Source organism: Streptomyces sp. NPDC090442, assembly GCF_044769405.1.
GTDB lineage: Bacteria > Actinomycetota > Actinomycetes > Streptomycetales > Streptomycetaceae > Streptomyces.
This window is the reverse complement of the sequence record NZ_JBIVXW010000013.1, coordinates 74,447-95,150: the sequence shown is the minus strand read 5'-3', so window position 1 is coordinate 95,150 and position 20,704 is coordinate 74,447. Positions and strand designations below refer to the sequence as shown.

Annotated in this window: 17 protein-coding genes; 12 read left to right on the top strand and 5 right to left on the bottom strand. The window is 72.9% G+C overall.

The features are described 5' to 3' along the window. Positions 1-8 precede the first annotated feature (8 nt). The 3 genes from frc (at position 9) to ACIQU6_RS12230 (ending at position 4,964) form a co-directional block, all read left to right on the top strand. Entirely contained in the window at positions 9-1,238 is a 1,230-nt protein-coding gene (gene frc / locus ACIQU6_RS12240; protein WP_403481540.1) for a formyl-CoA transferase, read from the top strand. 5 nt (positions 1,239-1,243) lie between these two features. Beyond that, the gene (locus tag ACIQU6_RS12235) at positions 1,244-3,382 is read left to right on the top strand and encodes an acetate--CoA ligase family protein (RefSeq protein WP_403481539.1); all 2,139 of its coding nucleotides are present in this window, start codon (positions 1,244-1,246) and stop codon (positions 3,380-3,382) included. 76 nt (positions 3,383-3,458) lie between these two features. Further along, on the top strand, positions 3,459-4,964 hold the full coding sequence (locus ACIQU6_RS12230) for an OFA family MFS transporter (RefSeq protein WP_403481538.1): 1,506 nt from the start codon (positions 3,459-3,461) through the stop codon (positions 4,962-4,964). Between the two features lie 74 nt (positions 4,965-5,038). Here the strand turns inward: ACIQU6_RS12230 and ACIQU6_RS12225 are convergent, their stop codons facing one another. Both ACIQU6_RS12225 and ACIQU6_RS12220 read right to left on the bottom strand, forming a co-directional pair. Beyond that, complete coding sequence (locus tag ACIQU6_RS12225; protein ID WP_403481537.1) at positions 5,039-5,428, bottom strand: chorismate mutase; 390 nt, start codon at positions 5,426-5,428, stop codon at positions 5,039-5,041. Between the two features lie 170 nt (positions 5,429-5,598). Continuing rightward, entirely contained in the window at positions 5,599-6,282 is a 684-nt protein-coding gene (locus ACIQU6_RS12220) for a GntR family transcriptional regulator (protein ID WP_403481536.1), read from the bottom strand. Positions 6,283-6,521: 239 nt separating this feature from the next. Between ACIQU6_RS12220 and fdhD the strand changes: the two genes are divergently transcribed. Then, positions 6,522-7,376, top strand: a complete 855-nt coding sequence (gene fdhD / locus ACIQU6_RS12215) for a formate dehydrogenase accessory sulfurtransferase FdhD (protein WP_403481535.1) — start codon at positions 6,522-6,524, stop codon at positions 7,374-7,376. Between the two features lie 19 nt (positions 7,377-7,395). Here the strand turns inward: fdhD and ACIQU6_RS12210 are convergent, their stop codons facing one another. Continuing rightward, positions 7,396-7,848 carry a MarR family winged helix-turn-helix transcriptional regulator gene (locus tag ACIQU6_RS12210; protein ID WP_403481534.1) on the bottom strand — a complete coding sequence of 151 codons (453 nt, stop codon included), beginning with the start codon at positions 7,846-7,848 and terminating at the stop codon, positions 7,396-7,398. A gap of 153 nt (positions 7,849-8,001) precedes the next feature. Here ACIQU6_RS12210 and ACIQU6_RS12205 point away from each other — a divergent pair, with 153 nt between their 5' ends. After that, positions 8,002-8,943, top strand: coding sequence for a zinc-binding alcohol dehydrogenase family protein (locus ACIQU6_RS12205; protein WP_403481533.1), 942 nt, complete (start codon positions 8,002-8,004; stop codon positions 8,941-8,943). A gap of 227 nt (positions 8,944-9,170) precedes the next feature. Next, positions 9,171-11,108 carry an exo-alpha-sialidase gene (locus ACIQU6_RS12200; protein ID WP_403481532.1) on the top strand — a complete coding sequence of 646 codons (1,938 nt, stop codon included), beginning with the start codon at positions 9,171-9,173 and terminating at the stop codon, positions 11,106-11,108. Here ACIQU6_RS12200 and ACIQU6_RS12195 read toward each other — a convergent pair. After that, positions 10,994-12,136: a bile acid:sodium symporter family protein gene (locus tag ACIQU6_RS12195; protein WP_403481531.1), complete on the bottom strand. Its 1,143-nt coding sequence runs from the start codon at positions 12,134-12,136 to the stop codon at positions 10,994-10,996. The genes ACIQU6_RS12200 and ACIQU6_RS12195 overlap by 115 nt on opposite strands. A gap of 180 nt (positions 12,137-12,316) precedes the next feature. On the opposite strand from ACIQU6_RS12195, the gene ACIQU6_RS12190 reads away from it, so the two are divergent. The 4 genes from ACIQU6_RS12190 (at position 12,317) to ACIQU6_RS12175 (ending at position 17,378) form a co-directional block, all read left to right on the top strand. Next, positions 12,317-13,180 (top strand): LysR family transcriptional regulator, encoded by an 864-nt coding sequence (locus ACIQU6_RS12190; protein ID WP_403481592.1) that lies wholly within the window; start codon positions 12,317-12,319, stop codon positions 13,178-13,180. 369 nt (positions 13,181-13,549) lie between these two features. Further along, the gene (locus tag ACIQU6_RS12185; RefSeq protein ID WP_403481530.1) at positions 13,550-15,376 is read left to right on the top strand and encodes an AMP-dependent synthetase/ligase; all 1,827 of its coding nucleotides are present in this window, start codon (positions 13,550-13,552) and stop codon (positions 15,374-15,376) included. A 109-nt stretch (positions 15,377-15,485) separates the two neighbouring features. Then, complete coding sequence (locus ACIQU6_RS12180) at positions 15,486-16,319, top strand: aldo/keto reductase (RefSeq protein WP_403481529.1); 834 nt, start codon at positions 15,486-15,488, stop codon at positions 16,317-16,319. A gap of 273 nt (positions 16,320-16,592) precedes the next feature. Further along, positions 16,593-17,378 carry a VOC family protein gene (locus ACIQU6_RS12175; RefSeq protein ID WP_403481528.1) on the top strand — a complete coding sequence of 262 codons (786 nt, stop codon included), beginning with the start codon at positions 16,593-16,595 and terminating at the stop codon, positions 17,376-17,378. Positions 17,379-17,456: 78 nt separating this feature from the next. Here the strand turns inward: ACIQU6_RS12175 and ACIQU6_RS12170 are convergent, their stop codons facing one another. Beyond that, positions 17,457-18,407: a class I SAM-dependent methyltransferase gene (locus ACIQU6_RS12170; protein ID WP_403481527.1), complete on the bottom strand. Its 951-nt coding sequence runs from the start codon at positions 18,405-18,407 to the stop codon at positions 17,457-17,459. Between the two features lie 131 nt (positions 18,408-18,538). Between ACIQU6_RS12170 and ACIQU6_RS12165 the strand changes: the two genes are divergently transcribed. Together ACIQU6_RS12165 and ACIQU6_RS12160 are read left to right on the top strand one after the other, a co-directional pair. Then, positions 18,539-19,585 (top strand): DUF1266 domain-containing protein, encoded by a 1,047-nt coding sequence (locus tag ACIQU6_RS12165; protein ID WP_403481526.1) that lies wholly within the window; start codon positions 18,539-18,541, stop codon positions 19,583-19,585. Positions 19,586-19,718: 133 nt separating this feature from the next. Next, a complete protein-coding gene (locus ACIQU6_RS12160) occupies positions 19,719-20,684 on the top strand; it encodes a YihY/virulence factor BrkB family protein (RefSeq protein WP_403481591.1) in 966 nt (321 codons plus the stop codon). Positions 20,685-20,704 lie beyond the last annotated feature (20 nt).

The window sequence follows — 20,704 nt, the reverse complement described above, 5'->3', positions numbered from 1 at the left end:
AGTCGGTCATGTCCAAGGCACTCGACGGCATCCGCGTCCTCGATATGACGCATGTTCAATCCGGGCCGTCCGCAACGCAGTTGCTGGCGTGGCTCGGGGCCGATGTGGTCAAGCTGGAGGCGGTGACCGGAGACATCACGCGGCGTCAGCTGCGGGACGTCCCGGACGCCGACTCGCTCTACTTCACGATGCTCAACTGCAACAAGCGCAGCATCACCCTGAACACCAAGACCGAGCGCGGCAAGGAGCTGCTGACCGAGCTGATCCGGCGCAGCGATGTGCTGGTGGAGAACTTCGGGCCGGGCGCGGTCGATCGGATGGGGTTCTCCTGGGAGCGCATCTCGGAGATCAACCCGCGGATCGTCTACGCCAGCATCAAGGGGTTCGGCGAGGGCCCGTACACCGGCTACAAGGCGTACGAGGTGGTGGCCCAGGCGATGGGCGGGTCGATGGCGACGACCGGCTTCGAGCAGGGGCCGCCGCTGGCGACCGGGGCGCAGATCGGCGACTCCGGCACCGGGGTGCACTGCGTCGCGGGGATCGTGGCCGCGCTCTTCCAGCGCACCCGCACCGGCCGCGGCCAACGGGTCAACGTCGCCATGCAGCACGCGGTGCTCAACCTGTGCCGGGTCAAGCTGCGGGACCAACAGCGCCTGGCGCACGGCCCGTTGACGGAGTACCCGAACGAGGACTTCGGCGACGAGGTGCCGCGCAGCGGCAACGCCAGCGGCGGCGGCCAGCCGGGATGGGCGGTGAGGTGCGCGCCGGGCGGGCCCAACGACTACGTCTATGTGATCGTGCAGCCGGTCGGCTGGCGGCCGATCACCGAGCTGATCGGACGGCCGGAGCTGGCCGGGGACCCGGACTGGGCGACGCCGGAGGCGCGGCTGCCCAAGCTGTCGAAGATGTTCCAACTGATCGAGGAGTGGAGCAGCACGCTGCCCAAGTGGGAGGTGTTGGCGCAGCTCACCGCCCATGACATCCCCTGCGGGCCGATCCTGTCGACCAAGGAGATCATCGAGGACGCCTCGCTGGCCGAGAACGGGATGGTGGTGCGGGTCGAGCACCCGCAGCGCGGCGCCTTCACCACCGTCGGCTCACCGCTGAAGCTGTCCGACTCCCCCGTCGACGTGCACCGCTCGCCGCTGCTGGGCGAGCACAACGCCGAGGTGTACGGCGACGAACTGGGCCTGGATGACGCGGAGTTGGCACGGCTGAAGGCGGAGGGAGTGATCTGATGCGGATGAGTGAGGGTCAGCGGGCTGCCGTCGGTGGGGTGTTGGCGGCTGCCCGGGGTGAGGGACGGACGGTGCTCACGGCTCCCGAGGTGAAGGTGATCGCCGACGCGTACGGGATTCCGGTGCCGGCGGAGGGGGTGGCGGAGGACGCCGAGGAGGCGGTGTCGCTCGCCGCTCGGATCGGGTTCCCGGTAGTACTCAAGATCGTTTCGCCGGACATTCCGCACAAGACCGAGGCGGGCGGGGTGCGGACCGGCCTCGCCTCGGCGGCCGAGGTGCGCGGCGCGTTCACCGAGGTTGTGGCCAACGCCCGGGCCCACGCGCCGGGCGCGCGGATCGACGGTGTGCTGGTGCAGCAGATGGTGCCGGCGGGGCAGGAGGTGATCGTCGGGGCGGTCAGCGATCCGACGTTCGGGAAGGTCGTGGCGTTCGGGCTGGGCGGCGTGCTGGTCGAGGTGCTCAAGGACGTCACCTTCCGGCTCGCGCCGGCGACGGCCGAGGACGCCGCGTCGATGCTGGACGGCATCCGGGCCGCCGAGGTGCTGCGCGGGGTGCGCGGCGGGCCCGCAGCGGACCGCGCGGCGCTGGTCGACCTGATCGTCCACACCTCTCAACTCGCCGCGGATTTCCCGGAGATCGCGGAGGTCGACCTCAATCCGGTGTTCGCGTCGGCGGACGGGGTGTGCGCCGCCGACGTCCGGATCCTGCTGAGCGAGGGGGCGCCGCCGGCCCGTCCGCGCCACGGCCGGGCGGAGATCCTGGCCGCGATGCGGCGGCTGATGCGGCCCCGTTCGGTGGCGGTCATCGGGGCCTCCAACACCCCGGGGAAGATCGGCCACTCGGTGCTGCGCAACCTGCTCGACGGCGGGTTCTCCGGCGAGATCCATCCGGTGCACCCCACGGCGGACGACATCCTGGGCCGCAAGGCGTACCGGTCGGTGCGGGACGTGCCCGGCGAGGTGGACGTCGCGGTGTTCGCCATCCCCGCGCCGCTGGTGCCGGCCGCGTTGGAGGAGGTCGGCCGCAAGGGTGTCCCGAACGCCGTGCTGATCCCGTCCGGCTTCGCCGAGAGCGGTGAACTCGCCCTCCAGGAAAGGATCGTGGCGATCGGCGCGGAGTGGGGCATCCGCCTGCTCGGGCCGAACATCTACGGCTACTACTCCACCTGGCAGGACCTGTGCGCCACCTTCTGCACCCCGTACGACGTCAAGGGCGGGGTGGCGCTCACCTCGCAGTCCGGCGGCATCGGGATGGCGATCCTGGGTTTCGCCCGGACGACCCGGACCGGCGTCTCGGCGATCGTCGGGCTCGGCAACAAGGCGGACGTCGACGAGGACGACCTGCTCACCTACTTCGGCGAGGATCCGCACACCGACTGCATCGCGATGCACCTCGAAGACCTCAAGGACGGCCGGGCGTTCGTCGAGGCGGCCCGGGAGACGGTGCCGAAGAAGCCGGTGGTGGTGTTGAAGGCGGGCCGGACCGGGGCCGGGGCGCGGGCCGCCGGCTCCCACACCGGTGCGCTGGCCGGCGACGACGCGGTCTACGACGACATCCTGCGGCAGGCCGGGGTGATCCGGGCGCCGGGCCTCGCCGACCTGTTGGAGTACGCCCGGGCGCTGCCCGTCCTGCCCGTCCCGAAGGGCGACAACGTGGTGGTGATCACCGGTGCCGGCGGCTCCGGGGTGCTGCTGTCGGACGCGCTGGTGGACAACGGCCTGCGGCTGATGGACATTCCGGCCGATCTCGACGCGGCGTTCCGCAGGCTGATCCCGCCGTTCGGCTCGGCCGGCAACCCCGTCGACATCACCGGCGGCGAGCCCCCGGCCACCTACGAGGCGGCCCTGCGGTTGGGGCTGTCCGATCCCCGGATCCACGCGCTGGTGTTGGGTTACTGGCACACCATCGTCACCCCGCCCGCGGTCTTCGCGGAGCTGACGGCGCGGGTCGTCGGGGAGTTCCGGGCGCGCGGCGTCGAGAAACCGGTGGTGGCGTCGCTGGCCGGGGACACCGAGGTCGAGGCGGCGGCCGCCCGGCTCTTCGACAACGGGGTGGTCGCCTACCCGTACACCACCGAGAAGCCGGTGGCGGTGCTCGGTGCCAAGTACCGCTGGGCGCGGGCCGCGGGGCTGCTCGGTCCCTGACGCCGTTCCTGACACCCGAAGCGAAAAGGGACAGAGGGCGCGCTGACCGGATTTTTTCGATTCCGAGGTGAACGGCATGGATCGCAGTCGCAGGAACGGGCGGGATGACGGCAGGGGAAGGACGGAGGCAACGGAAACGGGAACCGAGGGAACCGAACAGACACCACGAACCGCCGCAGGCACAACGCCGGGCACGACGACGGACACCGCGGCAACCGGCTACCGCGAGATCACCGACGGCAAGGGGCGGATCTACCGCATCGGAGAGACCGATCGGGAGCTACTCGGCGGCCACTCACGGAAGTTGATGGTGTATCTGCCGTGGGTGTCGATGATAGCGATCAGCGTCTCCGAGTACGCGTACGGGTCGGCCGAGGGCACGCTGTCGCACGCCCACGGTTGGACGCAGAGCGACACCTTCTGGATCCTGAGCGTCTGGGTGTTCTTCCAGGCGGGGATCGCGTTCCCGGCCGGTTGGTTACGGGAACGCGGCATCCTGACCGCGCGCCGGGCGATGTTCATCGGGGCGGTGCTGAGCCTGTTGGGCTTCGTCGCCCTGGGGCACCTGGACAACGTGCCGGCGGCGCTCTGCGGTTTCGGGGTCGTCGGCGGCATCGGCTCCGGGCTCGTCTACGCCACCTGCATCAACATGGTCGGCAAGTGGTTCCCGGAGCGGCGCGGCGCGAAGACCGGGTTCGTCAACGGTGGATTCGCCTACGGCGCCCTGCCGTTCATCTTCGTCTTCAACTACGCCTTCAACACCCGTGACTTCGACGAGGTGTTGGACCTCATCGGGGTCTACGTGCTGATCGTGGTGGCGGGTTGTGCCTGGTTCTTCAAGGACCCGCCGAAGAACTGGTGGCCCGCGGACGTCGAGCCGCCGCTCGCCGTCGGCGGCGCGCGGAAACCGGCGGCGGGACTGGTCAAGAACCCGCCCGCGGTACGGCAGTTCACGCCCAAGGAGGCGATCCGCAGCGGGGTGTTGCCGCTGATGTGGATGAGCGTGGTGCTGACCGCCGGCGTCTCGATATTCGGGATCTCGTTCCAGGTCGACTTCGCCAAGGAAGTGGGCTTCGGCCCGCTGGTCGCGGCGTCGTCGATGGGGATCATGTCCGTCGTCAACGGCGTCGGGCGGACGGCGGTCGGTTGGCTGTCGGACCTGTGGGGCCGGAAGACGACCCTGGTGCTGGTGATCGTCGTGTTGGGACTGGCCCAGTTCGGGGTGTTGTGGGCCGGGGACCTGCACAGCCAGTGGCTGTTCCTGTTCTTCGCCTTTCTCTCCGGCTTCGGCGGCGGCGCCTTCTATCCGCTCTTCGCCGCCCTCACCCCCGACTACTTCGGGGAGAACTACAACGCCAGCAACTACGGCCTGGTCTACAGCGGCAAGCTCATCAGCGGCCTGTTCGGCGGCGGACTGGGCTCGATGGTGGTCAGTGCCTGGGGTTACAACGGCGCGTACCTGCTGGCCGGCGGCATCTCCCTGGTCGCGGCGGCCTTCACCCTGCTGCTGCACCAACCGGGCCGGCCCCGGCTCCGCGACGCGGCTCCCAACCCCCGTCCGATCAGCCGGGAGATGATCTGAACCACCTTTCCCGCCCCGGGAGTTGAGGGATTCCTCGACCCCGGGGCGGGCGGCGTTCGCGGTAAGGGGCGCGGTCAGCCGACGGCCGGCCCGGCCCCCGCGGCCGGTTCCCCTCCGTCGCCGATCACTGCCCGGTCCGCGATGGCGCGGTGGTGGCGGACGACCTCTCCGATGATGAAGTTGAGGAACTTCTCGGCGAAGGCCGGGTCCAGGCGGGCCTCTTCGGCCAGGCGGCGGAGGCGGGCGATCTGGGCGGCCTCGCGGGCCGGGTCGGCGGGCGGCAGGCTGTGCCTGGCCTTGAGCTCGCCGACCTGCTGGGTGCACTTGAAGCGCTCGGCGAGCAGGTGCACCAGCGCGGCGTCGAGGTTGTCGATGCTGCCGCGCAGGTAGAGCAGCCGCTCGCGGGCCGCCTCGTCGGCGACGGAGGCCGCTTCGCTGGCCGCCGCCGCTGTCCCTTCGCTCATGTGCGTCTCGCCGTTCTGGTCGGGTTCAGGTGGTTCGTCCGTGATCGGCTGATGCGCGATCGCCTGCACCCTACCCGCCGGCGGCCCGCTCCTCGCCCCTGGTCTCGCCCCTCGGACGGGAGGCGGGACGGCGCGGCGGCAGGGATCGGCCACCCCGGTCTCCGCCCTGGTCAGGCGTCCTCGTCGTCGCGTTCGTGGTACATCCGCCGGGTGTGCTCGGTGTGCGCGCGCATCACGGCGGTGGCGCGCGCCTCGTCGCCGTCGGCGATCGCCGCGATCAGCTCGCGGTGTTCGGCCCAGGACCGCTTGCCGCGTCGGCGGGCGACCGGGGTGTAGTACCAGCGCACCCGGCGCCCGACCTGCCCGGCCAGTTCCGCGAGGACGGCGTTGCCGGCGAGCGCGGTCACCTTGGCGTGGAACTCGGCGTTGAGCGCCACCGCGGTCTCCACGTCGTCGTCGTGGACCGCGCGCTCGCCCTCGTCGCAGAGCCGTTCCAGCTCGGCGATGCCGGCCGGGGCGGCGTGGACGGCGGCGAGCCGGGCGGCCTCCGCCTCCAGGAGCGTGCGGACCGTGAGCAGTTGGTCCGCCTCCTCCTCGGTGGGCTCGTGGACGAACGCGCCCTGGGCGGGCCGCAGATCGACCCAACCGTCGGTGTTGAGCCGCTGGAGGGCCTCGCGCACCGGCTGGCGGGAGACGCCGAGATGGCCCGCCAACTCGCTCTCGACCAGGTGCTGGCCGGGCGGCAGCGCACGGGTGGTGATCAGTTCGAGCAGTGCCTCGTAGACGCGCTCGCGCAGTGGGCCGGGGCGTTCCAGCTTGGGCACGGTGCCCTGCGGCAAACCTCGGGACAGCATCGGGGCCCCCTCCGTTATTGGCTATCGTCTACAGTCTACCGAGCGCGACCGGTGCCCCACAGGCCGCCGCGACGATCTGGCTCATCCGGGTCGGGTGGCCGTCGCCGACGGCCGCGCCGGGTGAACACCCGTACCGGACAATGGACATCGGGCATCGACCATCGGCGAACGCGCCCACCACCACGACGGACACCGGTGAGCACGCCCATCACCGCAGACAGGACCGGGGCTGATCAGACATGGGACGGGTCACCGAGCGACGCCGCGTCATCCGGATCCGTGGCGGCGCGGTGAGCAGCCGGCCGGACACCCTGGTCGCCGAGGAGCCGCTGGAGATCCGGCTGAACGGCCGGCCGTTGGCCATCACCATGCGCACTCCCGGCGACGACTTCGCGCTGGCCGCGGGCTTCCTGGTCAGCGAGGGGGTACTGGGCGCCGCGGACGAGGTCGCGAACATCGTGTACTGCGCGGGGGCCACCGAGGACGGGCGCAACACGTACAACGTCGTCGACGTGCGGCTGGCGGACGGGGTTCCGGTCCCCGACATCACCCTGGAGCGGAACGTCTACACGACGTCGTCGTGCGGGCTGTGCGGCAAGGCGAGCCTGGACGCGGTACGCACCACCGCCCGCTGGTCGCTGACCGCCGATCCGGACCCCGTGCTGCGGATCACCCCGGAGACCCTGGCGGCCCTCCCCGACCGACTGCGGTCCACCCAGCGGGTCTTCGAGCGGACCGGCGGGCTGCACGCGGCGGCGCTGTTCACGGCCGACGGCGAACTGCTCGACGTCCGGGAGGACGTGGGGCGCCACAACGCGGTGGACAAGGTCGTCGGGCGGGCGCTCCGGGACGACCGGCTGCCGCTGTCGTCCAGTGTGCTGATGGTGTCCGGACGGGCCTCGTTCGAGCTGGCGCAGAAGGCCGTGATGGCCGGCATCCCGGTCCTGGCCGCGGTCTCCGCGCCGTCCTCGTTGGCCGTGGACCTGGCCGCCGAGGCGGGGTTGACGCTGGTCGGCTTCCTGCGCGGGGCGTCGATGAACGTCTACGCGGGCGAGCACCGGTTGGCGCTGGACGGGGCGAACGCCGGCGGCTGAGGGCGCCAGGTAGGCCGGCTCACTCCCCCGGGGCGACGATCCGGCCCAGCAGCGCGACGAGTTGGGCGCGCTCCTCGTCGCTGAGCGCGGCGGTCAGCTCGGCGTTGGCCTGGTCGCCGAGGCGCTGGGTGCGGTCCAGTCGCCGCTCCCCCGCCGCCGAGATCTCGATGGCGTTCTTGCGGCGGTCCTTCGGGTCGGGGGTGCGGGTGACCAGCCCGTCCTGCTGGAGGTCGTTGACGACCGCGACGATGTCCTTGGGGTCGATGCCGACCCGCCGGCCGAGCTCCGCCTGGGAGAGCGGGCCGAGTTCGGCGACGGCCGAGAGCACGGCGTGGTGCATCATCCGCATGCCCTCGGCGGCGAGCGCGTCGGCGACGAGCCGGTGACCGCGGGCGGCGGCGCGCCCCAACAGCCAACTGGGCAGGGCCCGGATCCGGCTCGGGGCGTACGGGGCGGGGGTGTGGTCGGACATGGGATCACCGTACCCAGGTGTCCGTGGGTGGCACCAACGTAGGGATGCCCCACGAAAAACCATTGGCAGGCCCAACGGTTTCCGCTTATCGTTGGGACACCCAATGAAATGGGTCGCGGTCGCGCGGCCCACCCCTCCCGGAGGTGACGGCCGATGCGCCGCGTCCGATTCCACGCCTACGGCGGTCCCGAGGTCCTGCGGCTGGAGGAGGCCGAGGACCCGGTGCCGGGTCCCGGCGAACTCCTCGTCCGCACCGAGGCGATCGGCGTCACCCTGCCGTCGGTGCGCCGGGTGCGCGGCGACGGCAAGGGCGGTGGCGACCCCCTGCCCGGCGTGCTGGGCGGCGAGATCGCCGGCGAGGTCGTCGCCCTGGGGCCGGACGTCCCCGGGTTCGCCGTCGGCGACCGGGTCACCTCGCTCACCCTCACCGGCTCGTACGGCGAACTCGCCCTCGCCCCGGCCTCCCTGGCCAGTCACCTCCCCGACGGCGCGAGCGCGGTGCAGGCGGTGGCGCTGGTGCGCGGCGGGCACGTGGCGCTGGCCGCGCTGAGCACCGCCGCGCCGTCCGACGGCGAGTCCGTGCTGATCACCGGCGCGGCCAGCGGCACCGGGCACCTCGCCGTCCAACTGGCCAAGCTCCGGGGCGCCGCGCGCGTGGTGGCCGCGGTGAGCTCGGAGGCCAAGGCGGGGTTCCTGTACGGGTTGGGGGCCGACGAGGTGGTGACCTACGACCAGGGGTCCTGGGGCGAGCCGGTGGACATCGTGCTGGACGGCGTCGGCGGGGAGTTGCTGCCGCGGGCCCTGGCCGCGCTCGCGCCCGGTGGCCGGCTGGTCTTCTTCAACTCCGGTGGCGGCACGGTCCCGGCGTACGAGCTGCTGGCCGGCGCGAAGACCATCACGGGGCTGACCATGCGGCGCTTCGCCACCGTCCATCGGGAGCGGTACGCGCGCCACCACGACGAGTTGTGGGAGCTGGCCGCGGCCGGCCGGTTGACGGCCGCGGTCCACGCCGAACTGCCGCTGGCCGAGGCCGCGAAGGCGCACGAGATCATCGAGGCGCGGGCCAACCTGGGGAAGGTGGTGCTGCGGCCGTGAGGCGTCCCGACGGGGTGCGGCCGGGCCGCCGGACGCACCGCCGGCCCGAGGTGGCGCACACGGCGCAGTGCGCCCGGCCCGGGAGAGTGAATTCCGGGGCGGGCGGGGAGAACCGACGTCGGCTCCTTGTCGCTCTTGGCGCACGGCAGTAGCTTCCGTCCCATCTGCACATAGGACGTTGGATGTCCTGATGACCCGACCCGATGCCTCGAAGGGCAGGCCGGACCATGACGTCAGATCCCCGCGCGCACCCCCGCCCCCGCCACGGACCCCGGCAGCGCCGTGCCCGCGCCACCGCCGCCGCGCTGACCGCCACCGCGCTCGCCGCCCTGGCGACCGCCCCCGCCCGGGCCGCCGGTGACGCCCCCGCGGGCGGCTTCGACCAGCGGGTCCTCTTCAAGGCGGCGCAGGAGAAGGGGTACTTCTGCTTCCGTATACCCGCCATCGTGCGGACCGTCCGCGGCACCCTGCTCGCCTTCGCCGAGGGCCGGGTGCACGACTGCGGGGACGCCGGCGACATCGACCTCGTCGTCAAGCGCTCCACCGACGGCGGCCGGACCTGGGGCCCGCTGAAGGTCGTCAACCACGGCGACGGGGACACCCACGGCAACCCGGTCCCCCTCGTGGACCGCCGCACCGGCCGGATCCTCCTCGCCGAGACCTACAACAAGGGCCGTACCGACGGCCTCAGTTGTGACGTGCCCTGCGACCGCACCCCGCACCTCCAGCACAGCGACGACGACGGCGCCACCTGGTCCGCGCCCCGCGACCTGACCCGCAGCATCCGCCCCCGGCGGTGGAACTCCTGGTACGCCACCGGCCCGTTGCACGGCATCCAGCTCGCCCACGGGAGGCACGCGGGCCGGCTGGTCTTCGGGGTCAACGCCGAGAGCTACGCGGGCCATCGCCTCACCGCCAACCACGCCGCCCTGGTCCACAGCGACGACGGCGGGACCACCTGGAAGATCGGCGCGCTCGACACCTGGCCGATCGCGCCCGACGGCACCTTCCGTCAGAAGCCGTCCGAGATGGCCCTCCTGGAGCGCACCGACGGCTCGATCTACGTCAACGGCCGCGAACAGGACGGCACCGACCTGGGCAACCGCACCGCCGCCGTGAGCCGGGACGGCGGCGACTCCTTCGCCGCCCCGTTCCGCGCCCTGCCCGACTTCTCCGCCCCGATGGTGCAGGCGTCGACGCTGCTGCTGCCGCGCTCGTCGGCCGCCGGCGGCGGCACCCGCACCCTGCTCGCCGCGCCCGCCGACCCCGACCGCCGCCGCGTCATGACCATCCGGTCCTCCTACGACCAGGGCCGCACCTGGGAGGGCGTGGACCGGGGCGCCCGGGTCACCGCCGACTGGTCCGGCTACTCGGACCTGGTCGCCGTCTCCCCCACCGTCACCGGCCTGCTCTACGAGGGCGGCGCCGCCGACGCCCGGGACGAGATCCGCTTCGCCCGCTTCACCGAGGCGTGGCTCGGACCGCGCCGCGGCCCGGACCCCACCACCCCCGACCTGGCCCGTGGCGCCCGGCCGGCGGCGGTCCTCGGCGGCGCCCGGCTCACCGACGGCCCCTTCGGCCGCGCGCTGTCCTTCGACGGCACCGACGACGCCGTGCGCCTCCCCTACCGCGACTCACTCCCCCTGGGGAGCCGGGAGTTCACCTGCTCCCTGTGGTTCCGCTACCGCGCCACCCGGGGCGCACAGCCGCTGCTGTGGCTGGGCGGGATGGGCAGCGCCTCCCCGCAGGTCGCGGTGAGCGGCGACCCCGCGCACGACCGGATCACCGCGCACCTGACGGCCGTTGACGGTGCCCGACCGCCGGCGACGGTCCAACTCACCGGCGCCGGCGCCTACAACGACGGCCGCTGGCACCACCTCGCGCTGCGCCGCGGCGGCGGCCGGCTGCGACTGACCGTGGACGGCACCGCGACCGCGTCCACCACCGACGCGCCGGGATCGGTCAGCCGCACCTCGGTGTTCGGCGCGTTCCTTGGCCAGCAGCCGGACGGGCGGGCGCGGTTGACCGGCGCACTGTCCCAGGTCCGGGTCTACGGGCGGGCGTTGACCGACGCCGAGCTCTCGCGGGTGCGCGGGGGCAGTGCCTCGGTGGCCGGCCCGTTGGTGCTCGGGCTCCCGTTGGACAGGGTGGACGGCGGCCGCTGATCGGACGGTTGGGGCCCGGCGCCGTCGGGCCCCGCCGCCGGCTCCTCCTCGGCGTCCGCTCGGGCCGCGTACCGCTTGGCGAGCACCGCGCACACCATGAGCTGCATCTGGTGGAAGACCATCAGCGGCAGCACCGCCAACCCGGCCTGGGCGCCGAACAGGACGCTGGCCATCGGCAGCCCGGCGGCCAGGCTCTTCTTCGAACCGGCGAAGGTGATCGCGATCCGGTCGGCCCGGTTGAAGCCCAGCTTCCGCGACCCGTACGAGGTGAGCGTCAGCATGGCCGTCAGCAGCAGCGCCTCGACGCCCAGCAGGCACAGCAGCCGCAGCGGGGAGACCTGGTGCCAGATGCCCTGCACCATGCCGGCGCTGAACGCGGCGTAGACGACCAGCAGGATCGAGCCGCGGTCGACGTAGCCGAGGACCTTCTTGTGCCGGACCAGGAAGCCGCCGACCCAACGGCGCAGCAGCTGCCCGGCGAGGAACGGGAGCAGCAGTTGGCAGACGATCGAGACCAGGGAGTGCGCGGAGAAGCCGCCGCCGTCGCCGTGCAGCACCAGCCCGGCGAGCAGCGGGGTGACGACGATCCCGACGATGCTGGAGAACGAGCCGGCGCAGATCGCCGCCGCCACGTTGCCACGGGCGATGGAGGTGAAGGCGATGGAGGACTGGACCGTCGACGGCACCAGGCACAGGAACAGCAGGCCCGTGTAGAGGGCGGGCGGCAGGACGTGGGGAACCAGGCCGCCGGCGGCCAGGCCGAGCACCGGGAACACCACGAACGTGCAGGCCAGCGTGGTCAGATGGAGCCGCCAGTGGCGCAGCCCGTCCATCGCCTCCCGGGTGGAGAGCCGGGCCCCGTAGAGGAAGAAGAGCAGGGCGACGGCCCCGGTGGAGGCGCCGTCGGCGACGGTGGCGGCGGTGCCGCGGGCCGGCAGCAGGGCGGCCAGGCCGACCGTGCCGAGCAACGCGAGGATGTAACCGTCCACGGGGAGCCAGGAGGGCAGGCGGAACACAGGGCGGCGCATGGTCTCTCTTCGGGGTCGACGGCTCACGGGCGGTGGCATGGACGGTGCCCTCCCCAGCCTGCCGGGCGGGGCGGCGATCGGGAACCCCTCTTACTGTGGTGACTGTCATCATGGATCGCGATAGCAGTCGCGGATACCGAGGGGGGAGCGGAGCCGATGGTGGAGCAGGTGGGACGCCCGATGTTCGACCCGGTGCAGTTGCGCACCTTCCTCGCGGTGGCGCAGACGCTGAGCTTCACGCAGGCCGCGCACCGGCTGGGGCTGCGCCAGTCGACGGTGAGCCAGCACGTGCGGCGGCTGGAAGAGGCCGCCGGGCGGCGGCTGTTCGTGCGGGACACCCACGCCGTGGACCTCACCGAGGACGGCGAGGCGATGCTGGGCTTCGCGCGCACCATCTTGGAGGCCAACGAGCGGGCGGCCGGCTTCTTCGCCGGGACCCGGCTGCGGGGGCGGCTGCGCTTCGGCGCGTCCGAGGACTTCGTGCTGACGCGCCTGCCGGAGGTCCTGGAGGGGTTCCGGCGGGACCATCCGGAGGTCGATCTGGAACTGACCGTGGAGCTGTCCGGCACGCTGCACGAACTGCTGGCGGCCGGCCGGCTCGACCTCGTGCTGGCCAAGCGGCGCCCGGAGGAGCCACGGGGCCAACTGGTGTGGCGGGACCGGCTGGTGTGGGTGGGCGGCGAGCGGCTGCGGCTGGATCCGCAACGGCCGGTCCCGTTGGTGGTCTTCCCGCCGCCGGCGGTGACCCGGGCGCGGGCGCTGGAGGCGCTGGAGGAGCAGGGCCGGCAGTGGCGGATCGTCTGCACCAGCGGAAGCCTCAACGGGCTGATCGCGGCGACCCGGGCGGGGTTGGGGGTGATGGCGCACACCCGGGGGCTGATCCCGCCGGGCCTGGTGCGGATACCGTCCCGGGCCGGGCTGCCGGAGTTGGGCGGGGTGGACTTCGTCCTGCTGCACGGGCGGCGGGTGGGGGCGGCGCGCGGCCCGGCGGAGGCGCTGGCGGAGGCGGTCCTGGCGGGCGGCGACCGGCTGCACCTCCCGTAGGGGCGCGGCCGCGGGCGGCGGAATCCGTCGCACCGCTCCGGGGCGTGCCACGGGCCGCCGGCGGTCGGTCAGGCCGCCGCGGGAACTCCCGGGAAGCTGCCGCAGATCGCCGCAGTCCGCCGGAATACGCCTCCGACATGGTTCAACGTCGCAAAAGATGCAGAGATTCGGTGCAGATCCGGTCCCGGCGCCGTGTTCGCGGAGCGGCGGGACGGCCGGATAATGTCCAGCGTTACCCCAAGTAACCCGATTTCCCCACCTGGCCAGTTCGCACTCCCCCGCCGGCCCGGCGTGGTAGCGCACTCCCACCCGCCGTTCCCGTGGGGTACGGTCGCGGCCTTGTGAGAAGCACCACGAGGAGCTGGGTCATTGCGCGAGTTCACCGTCCCACCGTTGGCGACCGCGCCCCGGGTCGGCGGGCTGGCCGACTCGGTCTACGACAACGCGGACTCCGACCCCGGACGGACCGCGCTCGCCGTTAAGGACGCCGCCGGGCAGTGGCAGGACGTCTCCGCCGGACAGTTCCGGGACCAGGTCATCGGGCTCGCCAAGGGCCTGCTCGCGCAGGGCATCCGGTTCGGCGACCGGGTCGGCATCATGTCCCGCACCCGTTATGAGTGGACCCTGTTCGACTATGCGCTGTGGTCCATCGGCGCCCAGTCCGTGCCCCTCTACCCGACCTCGTCGGCGGAGCAGGTCTTCTGGATGCTGCACAACGCGGACGTCTCGGCCTGCCTGGTGGAGCACGAGGACCACGCGATGACCGTCGGCTCGGTCGTCGGCAAGCTCCCCCAACTGCGGAAGCTGTGGCAGTTGGACGCCGACCCGGTCGCCGAACTGACCGCGGCCGGCGCGCACATCGACGACGAGGTGGTGCACCGGCACCGGATGGCGATCACCCCGGAAGCCGTCGCGACGCTCATCTACACCTCGGGCACCACCGGCCGCCCCAAGGGCTGCGTGATCACGCACGCCAACTTCATGGCCGAGGCCGACAACATCGTGCAGCGCTACGACAAGGTCTTCCGCTCCAAACCCGGCGACGAGGCGGCGACCCTGCTCTTCCTGCCGCTGGCCCACGTCTTCGGGCGGATGGTGCAGGTCGCGGCGGTCCGCGGCCGGGTCAAGCTGGGCCACCAGCCCGAGTTGTCGGCCCGCGCGCTGCTGCCGGACCTCCAGGCGTTCCGCCCCACCTTCGTCCTCGCGGTGCCGTACATCTTCGAGAAGGTCTTCGCGGCGGCCCGCCGCAAGGCCGAGGTCGAGGGCAAGGAGGGCCCGTTCGACAAGGCCGTCCAGGTCGCGGTCCGGCACGCGGAGGCGCTGGAACACAAGGCGTTCGGCACCGGCCCCGGTCCCGGCGCCGCGCTGCGGATGCAGCACCAGCTCTTCGACAAGCTGGTCTACAGCAAGGTCCGCGAGGCGCTGGGCGGCCGGGTGCGGCACGCGATGTCCGGCGGCTCGGCGATGGAGCGCCAACTGGGCCTGTTCTTCGCCGGCGCCGGCGTCCGGATCTTCGAGGGCTACGGCCTGACGGAGAGCACCGCGGCGGCCACCGCCAACCCGCCCGAGCGGACCCGCTTCGGCACCGTGGGCACGCCGGTCCCCGGCACCACCGTCCACATCGCCGAGGACGGCGAGATCTGGCTCCACGGGGGCCAGGTCTTCCAGGGCTACCACAACAACGTCAAGGCGACCGACGCGGTGCTGCACGACGGCTGGTTCGCCACCGGGGACCTCGGCACCCTGGACGAGGACGGCTACTTGACGATCACCGGCCGGAAGAAGGAGATCCTGGTCACCTCGGGCGGCAAGTCGGTCTCGCCGGTGCCGTTGGAGGAGCGGGTGCGGGCCCACCCGTTGGTCGCCCAGTGCATCGTCCTCGGCAACGACCGGCCGTTCATCTCGGCGCTGATCACCCTGGACCCGGAGGCGGTGGCGCACTGGCTGACGATGCGCGGCAAGCCGGAGATGGCGCCGCGCGACCTGGTGCGCGACCCCGACCTGGAGACCGAGATCCGGCGGGCGGTGGTCGCGGCGAACACCCTGGTCTCGCAGGCCGAGTCGATCCGCACGTTCCGGATACTGGCCAACCAGTTCAGCGAGGAGCAGGGCCTGCTGACGCCGTCGCTGAAGCTCAAGCGCAAGGCGATCGAGGCCGCGTACGCGGCGGAGGTGGACGCGCTCTACCGGGCGTGAGAGGCGGGGTGCGGCGGGCGAATTTCGTCGGCGTACGCGGGAATGTCCGGCGACGGATGATCGTTGTCGGCAGGGAACAAGCACCGCCGACGTAAGGATCGAATTCCCCGTGAGCACGGTTCCGTCCATCACGCTCAACAACGACGTCACGATGCCCCAGCTCGGTTACGGCGTCTGGCAGATCCCCGATGAGGAGGCGTTCACCGCCGTCGGCCACGCCCTGGAGGCCGGGTACCGCAGCATCGACACCGCCGCGATCTACGGCAACGAAGCGGGCACCGGCAAGGCGCTCGCCGCCTCCGGCATCGCCCGCGAGGAGCTCTTCGTCACCACCAAGCTGTGGAACTCCGAGCAGGGCTACGACTCCACCCTCCGCGCCTTCGACGCCTCGCTCGACAAGCTGGGCCTGGAGTACGTCGACCTGTACCTGATCCACTGGCCGCTGCCGTCCCGTGACACGTACGTCGACACCTACAAGGCGTTCGAGAAGATCTACGCCGACGGCCGCGCCAAGGCCATCGGCGTCTCCAACTTCCTCCCCGCCCACCTGGAGCGGCTGCTCGGCGAGACCTCCATCGTCCCGGCGGTCAACCAGATCGAGCTGCACCCGCAGCTCCAGCAGGCCGAGTCCCGCGCCTTCCACGCCAAGCACGGCATCGCGACCGAAGCCTGGTCGCCGCTGGGCCAGGGCAAGGGCCTGCTGACCGACGCGACGGTCGCCAGGCTGGCCGAGAAGCACGGCAAGACCCCGGCCCAGGTGGTCCTGCGCTGGCACCTCCAGCTCGGCAACGTGGTCATCCCCAAGTCCGCCACCCCCTCGCGGATCCGGGAGAACTTCGACGTCTTCGGCTTCGAGCTGGACGACGCCGACCTGGCGGCGCTGGCCGGCCTGGACTCCGGCACCCGCCTCGGCCCCGACCCGGCCACCTTCGACGTGGTCTGAGAGCGGCGCATCGGCCCGCTGGCCCGGCAGGACGCCGGCCCACGGGCGGTTCCGCGTGCGGCGCCGTCCGTCCCGTCCGGGGCGGGCGGCGCCGCTGCGTAATGGGCGCGTCACCGTGGGGCGTTGCGCCGGCGCACAAGGGGTACGGCATCCCCGAGTGGCGGGTTCGGCGGGCGGCGGGAAACGTGGAGAGGGAGGCGGCCCCGGCGGTGCCGGCCGTCACGGACGGCCGCCGCGGGGCAGCAGCCACCACTCCGCCCCAGGAGGCCACCGATGTCCGACGTCACCACTCCCTACCCGCCCGGGACGCCCTGTTGGGTCGACCTCTCCGCCCCCGACCAACAAGCCGCCATCGACTTCTACTGCGACCTCCTCGGCTGGACCGGCGAGGTCGGCCCACCCGAGGTCGGCGGCTATGCGGTCTGCCAACTGCACGGGAAACCGGTGGCCGGCATCATGGCGGCGATCGCGATGGGCGACCAGCCCGCCCCGCCGACGGTCTGGACCACCTATCTCTCCTGCGCCGACGCGGAGGCCGCCCAACGGTCGGTGGAGTCCGCCGGCGGCACCGTCCTGATGCCGGTGATGGACGTGATGACGCTGGGCCGGATGTTTATCGCCGCCGACCCGACGGGGGCGGTCTTCGGCGCCTGGCAGCCGGTCGACTTCCGGGGCGCGGGCGCCGTCAACGAACCCGGCGCGCTGATCTGGAACGAGCTCAACACCACCGACCGGTCCGCCGCCTCCGCCTTCTACCGGGCCGCCTTCGGCATCGAGGCCGCGGCGGCGGAGGGCGTCGAGCACTACGACACGCTCCAGGTCGCGGGCCACCCCGTGGGCGGCATGCAGCCGATGCCGGAGCATCTGCCGGCCGATACGCCCTCGCACTGGCTGACGTACTTCGCGGTGGCGGACGCCGACGCGGCGGTCGCCAAGACCGACAAGGCCGGCGGCGGGGTGGTCCTGGAACCGTTCGACATGTTCGCCGGCCGGATCGCGGTGCTGGCCGACCCGCAGGGTGCGGTCTTCGCGGTGATCCACCCCAAGTCCGGGGAGTGAGCGGCGAGTCGGGGACACCGTGCGTCAAGGAGGCGACGGCCCGGCCCGGTTGAGGCAGTCCAGCGGTCGGGCGCCGGCTCACTGCTCCGGTGCGCGGGCGGTGTGCACCGTTTGGGCGGAGAGCAGGAAGACGTCCGGGCGGCGGGTGACGCCGGCGGGGTCGTAGGGGTCAGTGAGGCGGGTGAGAGTGCTGAGGTCGTCCGGGTCCAGCCGGTCGCTGTAGCTCTCGACGGCGCGGCCGAGGGTGGCCTGGAGCTGGCGGCGGGCGTCATCGGGGAGCGGGGCCGGCAGGTCCAGCAGGAAACTGCGGGTGCTCGGGGTGCGCAGCCCGGCGTTGGCCAGGAAGGCGGGCCAGTCCTCCAGGGTGTCGGTGGCGTCGGGCAGCGCCGCCCGCATCTCGGTGAACCAGTCCTCGGCGGCCGCGTCCAGTCGGGCCTGGAGCCCCGGGCGGCCGATGCCGAGGTCGCGGGGGAGGAAGCGCGGGGCGAGGCCGCCCTCGGCGATCGCCAGCAGGCCGCCGGGGCGCAGATGGCCGGCGAGGGCGGCCACCGCGGCGCGTTGGTCCCCGACGTGGTGCAGCGCCTTGCTCGACCAGATGAGGTCGGCGCCGCCCAGCGGGTCGAGGCCGTGCGGGACCTCCGCGCAGTGGGTGTGGATCCGGTCGGCCAGGCCGAGCCGTTCGGCGCGGGCCCGGGCGCGGGCCAACAGCGCCTCGGTGGCGTCCACCGCGCACACCTCGGCGTCCGGGAAGGCCCGGGCCAGCAGGCAGCTCACGACCCCCGGGCCGCTGCCGACGTCGAGGACCCGCCGCACGGTCACGGCCCGGGTCGGCGCGCCGCCCGCGGCTGACCCATCGTCAGGCCCGGTGGTGGAGAGCAGCTCGCGCAGCCAGGCGGCGACCTGTTCGTGGAGCGGGGCCTGGATCTCGGCGCCCCGTTCGAGGTACGGGCCGAGCACCTCCCAGTCGAGGGTGGCGCCACTGTGGTCGCTGGCGTGCTGCCCGGGCGCGGGGCGGTCGTGACTGCTCATGGGATTGAGCCTCCGGTACGGGGTGGGCCCCGGCAAGCGGCGGGCCGGTCCGGTGGGCCCGTCCACCGCCCCTGGTGACGGTCGGGGTCGGGGCCACCGTAGGGTCTTGGCCTGTGGGTACTCCGGGATGGATGCCGCCGACGGAGACCGAGCGGCGGCTGTACGAAGCGACGGCACGTGGGGACGAGGGCGGTCAGATAGCGGCGATCGCCGGCGAGGACCTGTATCTGGCGGTCCCGCAACAGGGTCAGGACCCGCTGCCCGTCTACGACGATCCGATGGCGGCCGGTAAGTGCATTCCCGTACTGACGCGCGGCATGCTGCCGGCGTGGGAGCCGCAGCGGTTTTTCGACCGGGTGACGGTCGAGGAGCTCGCCCAGGACTGGCCCAATGACAAGTGGCAGTTGGCGGTCAATCCGGGCACCCCGTTCGCCGCGTACCTGCGCGCGACGCCCGCGCACCGCGGCCGTTGGATGCAGACCAGGGCGCAGCTCGGGGCGCGGCCCGGCGGCTTGTTGGTGACGCACTACGGCGGGCCGCTGCACGGCCCGTTGGCGCAGGGGCTGGCCTGCGGGGCGCCGCTGGCGGTGCACCACAGCGTGCCGTGGAACGAGCTGGGGACCGCGTTCCTGGACTACGCGGCGGACGCGGAGACGCTGCGCGCGCAGTGGTCGGTGACGGATCCGGTGAGCTGGCAGCAGCGGTTCGAGCAGATGTTGGGCGGGGCGTTCGTGCCGGCGGAGGCGGAGGCGGCGTTGCGCGCCCGGTCCGCGGGAGCCGACGGGGGCGGACCGGCGGACGGCGGGGAGGCGCCCGCGGTACCGGAGTTGGTGGGCCGGTACGAGGAGCGGTTCCGGGCGGACGGGCTGCTGCCGGCGGACGGCCGGGTGGGGTCCGTAGTGGCGCTGGACCTGGCGCACGCGGTCGGCCTGGTCCGCTGGGGGCTGGGCGCGCGGCTGTGCGCACCGCCGCAGGCCGAACAGGCGGTGACGCGGGTGTCGGCCCGGGCCGGGGAGGTCTATGGCTCGTGGGAGGGGTTCGCCGCGGGGTACGCACTGGGGCGGGCGTTGGCGTTCGACAACGGCTGGTTCGGGCCCGCGTACACCGAGACGGTGCACCTGCACCGGGTGTTGACGCAGGATCCGGCGTCCCCCTGGCGGGCCCTGCCGCTGGGCTGATGCCGCGGCCCGCCGTTGCCGGCCGGGCGGCTGGGCTCCCGACTCGTCGCGGGTCGGCGCCGCCGCGGGGGATGATGCAGGGGCTAGGGCCGGGACGATGCCGGGCCAGTTCGGCACTGAGGGCGGATACGACATGGGCGGGAGCGGTATGCGGGGGGTCGCGCGGCGGGGGTCCGGCACGGAGGCCGAGGCCGCGCCGTCCGACGCTCCGGTGCGGACCGGGCCGGAGCGGCCGGCCCGTCGGACGGCCTGGCAGCGGTACCGCACGGCGCTGCGCCGCACACCGCTGTCGGTCTGGCACGACGACCTGACGGACTACGCGGCGAGCCTGACGTACTACTCGGTGCTGGCGCTGCTGCCGTCGGCGATCGTCACCATCTCGCTGATCGGGCTCGCCGATCCGGCCGGCACCGAGCAGTTGATCAATCGGCTGAGCTCGATCGCGCCGGCCGAGTCGGGCGCGACGGTCCGGCACGCGCTGGTGGTGATGGCGCAGCAACGGGCCGCCGCATGGGTGGTGGTGGGCGGCGCCGCGGTCAGCGCGCTGTGGTCGTCGTGCAGTTATCTGGCGGTGTTCCGGCGGGCGTTGCACGCGATGCACCGGGTGAAGGACGACCGGCCGCCGTGGCGGAAGGCGCCGCGCATCCTGGTGACCGCGCTGCTGCTGATGGCGCTGCTGATCAGCAGCGCGGTGGCGCTGCTGGTGAGCGGGCCGGTGGCGGCGGCGCTGGGGCGGGCGCTGAGCTTCGGAGAGACGGGCGAGACGCTGTGGAACATCTTGCAGTGGCCGCTGTTGCTGGTGTTGGCGACGGTGTTGGCGATGGTGCTCTTCCGGTCCGGGCCGCCGAGTTCCCGCGGGGTGCGCCGGGCCGTGCCGGGGGGCGTGGTGGCGGTGCTGCTGTGGCTGGTGTCGTCGGCGGGCTTCGCCTTCTACGCGTCGTACGTGGGCACCTTCAACCGGCTGTACGGGTCGCTGGCGGGGTCGGTGGTGTTCCTGATCTGGCTGTGGTTCTCGAACCTGTCGCTGCTGTCGGGGGCGCAGTTCAACGTGGAGTTGGCGCGGGCCGGGCGGGTCGTCCGGCCGCGCCGCCCGAGCTGACGCGGCCGGCGGGGCGGCCG

Excerpts from the sequence above, each read along its gene's own strand:
- ACIQU6_RS12160 (WP_403481591.1), top strand. The coding sequence starts at position 19,719 with ATGGGCGGGAGCGGTATGCGGGGGGTCGCGCGGCGGGGGTCCGGCACG.
- fdhD (WP_403481535.1), top strand. The coding sequence starts at position 6,522 with ATGGGACGGGTCACCGAGCGACGCCGCGTCATCCGGATCCGTGGCGGC.
- ACIQU6_RS12220 (WP_403481536.1), bottom strand. The coding sequence starts at position 6,282 with ATGCTGTCCCGAGGTTTGCCGCAGGGCACCGTGCCCAAGCTGGAACGC.
- ACIQU6_RS12195 (WP_403481531.1), bottom strand. The coding sequence starts at position 12,136 with ATGCGCCGCCCTGTGTTCCGCCTGCCCTCCTGGCTCCCCGTGGACGGT.
- ACIQU6_RS12225 (WP_403481537.1), bottom strand. The coding sequence starts at position 5,428 with ATGAGCGAAGGGACAGCGGCGGCGGCCAGCGAAGCGGCCTCCGTCGCC.
- ACIQU6_RS12205 (WP_403481533.1), top strand. The coding sequence starts at position 8,002 with ATGCGCCGCGTCCGATTCCACGCCTACGGCGGTCCCGAGGTCCTGCGG.
- frc (WP_403481540.1), top strand. The coding sequence starts at position 9 with ATGTCCAAGGCACTCGACGGCATCCGCGTCCTCGATATGACGCATGTT.
- ACIQU6_RS12235 (WP_403481539.1), top strand. The coding sequence starts at position 1,244 with ATGAGTGAGGGTCAGCGGGCTGCCGTCGGTGGGGTGTTGGCGGCTGCC.
- ACIQU6_RS12175 (WP_403481528.1), top strand. The coding sequence starts at position 16,593 with ATGTCCGACGTCACCACTCCCTACCCGCCCGGGACGCCCTGTTGGGTC.
- ACIQU6_RS12200 (WP_403481532.1), top strand. The coding sequence starts at position 9,171 with ATGACGTCAGATCCCCGCGCGCACCCCCGCCCCCGCCACGGACCCCGG.
- ACIQU6_RS12165 (WP_403481526.1), top strand. The coding sequence starts at position 18,539 with ATGCCGCCGACGGAGACCGAGCGGCGGCTGTACGAAGCGACGGCACGT.
- ACIQU6_RS12190 (WP_403481592.1), top strand. The coding sequence starts at position 12,317 with ATGTTCGACCCGGTGCAGTTGCGCACCTTCCTCGCGGTGGCGCAGACG.
- ACIQU6_RS12170 (WP_403481527.1), bottom strand. The coding sequence starts at position 18,407 with ATGAGCAGTCACGACCGCCCCGCGCCCGGGCAGCACGCCAGCGACCAC.
- ACIQU6_RS12210 (WP_403481534.1), bottom strand. The coding sequence starts at position 7,848 with ATGTCCGACCACACCCCCGCCCCGTACGCCCCGAGCCGGATCCGGGCC.
- ACIQU6_RS12230 (WP_403481538.1), top strand. The coding sequence starts at position 3,459 with ATGGATCGCAGTCGCAGGAACGGGCGGGATGACGGCAGGGGAAGGACG.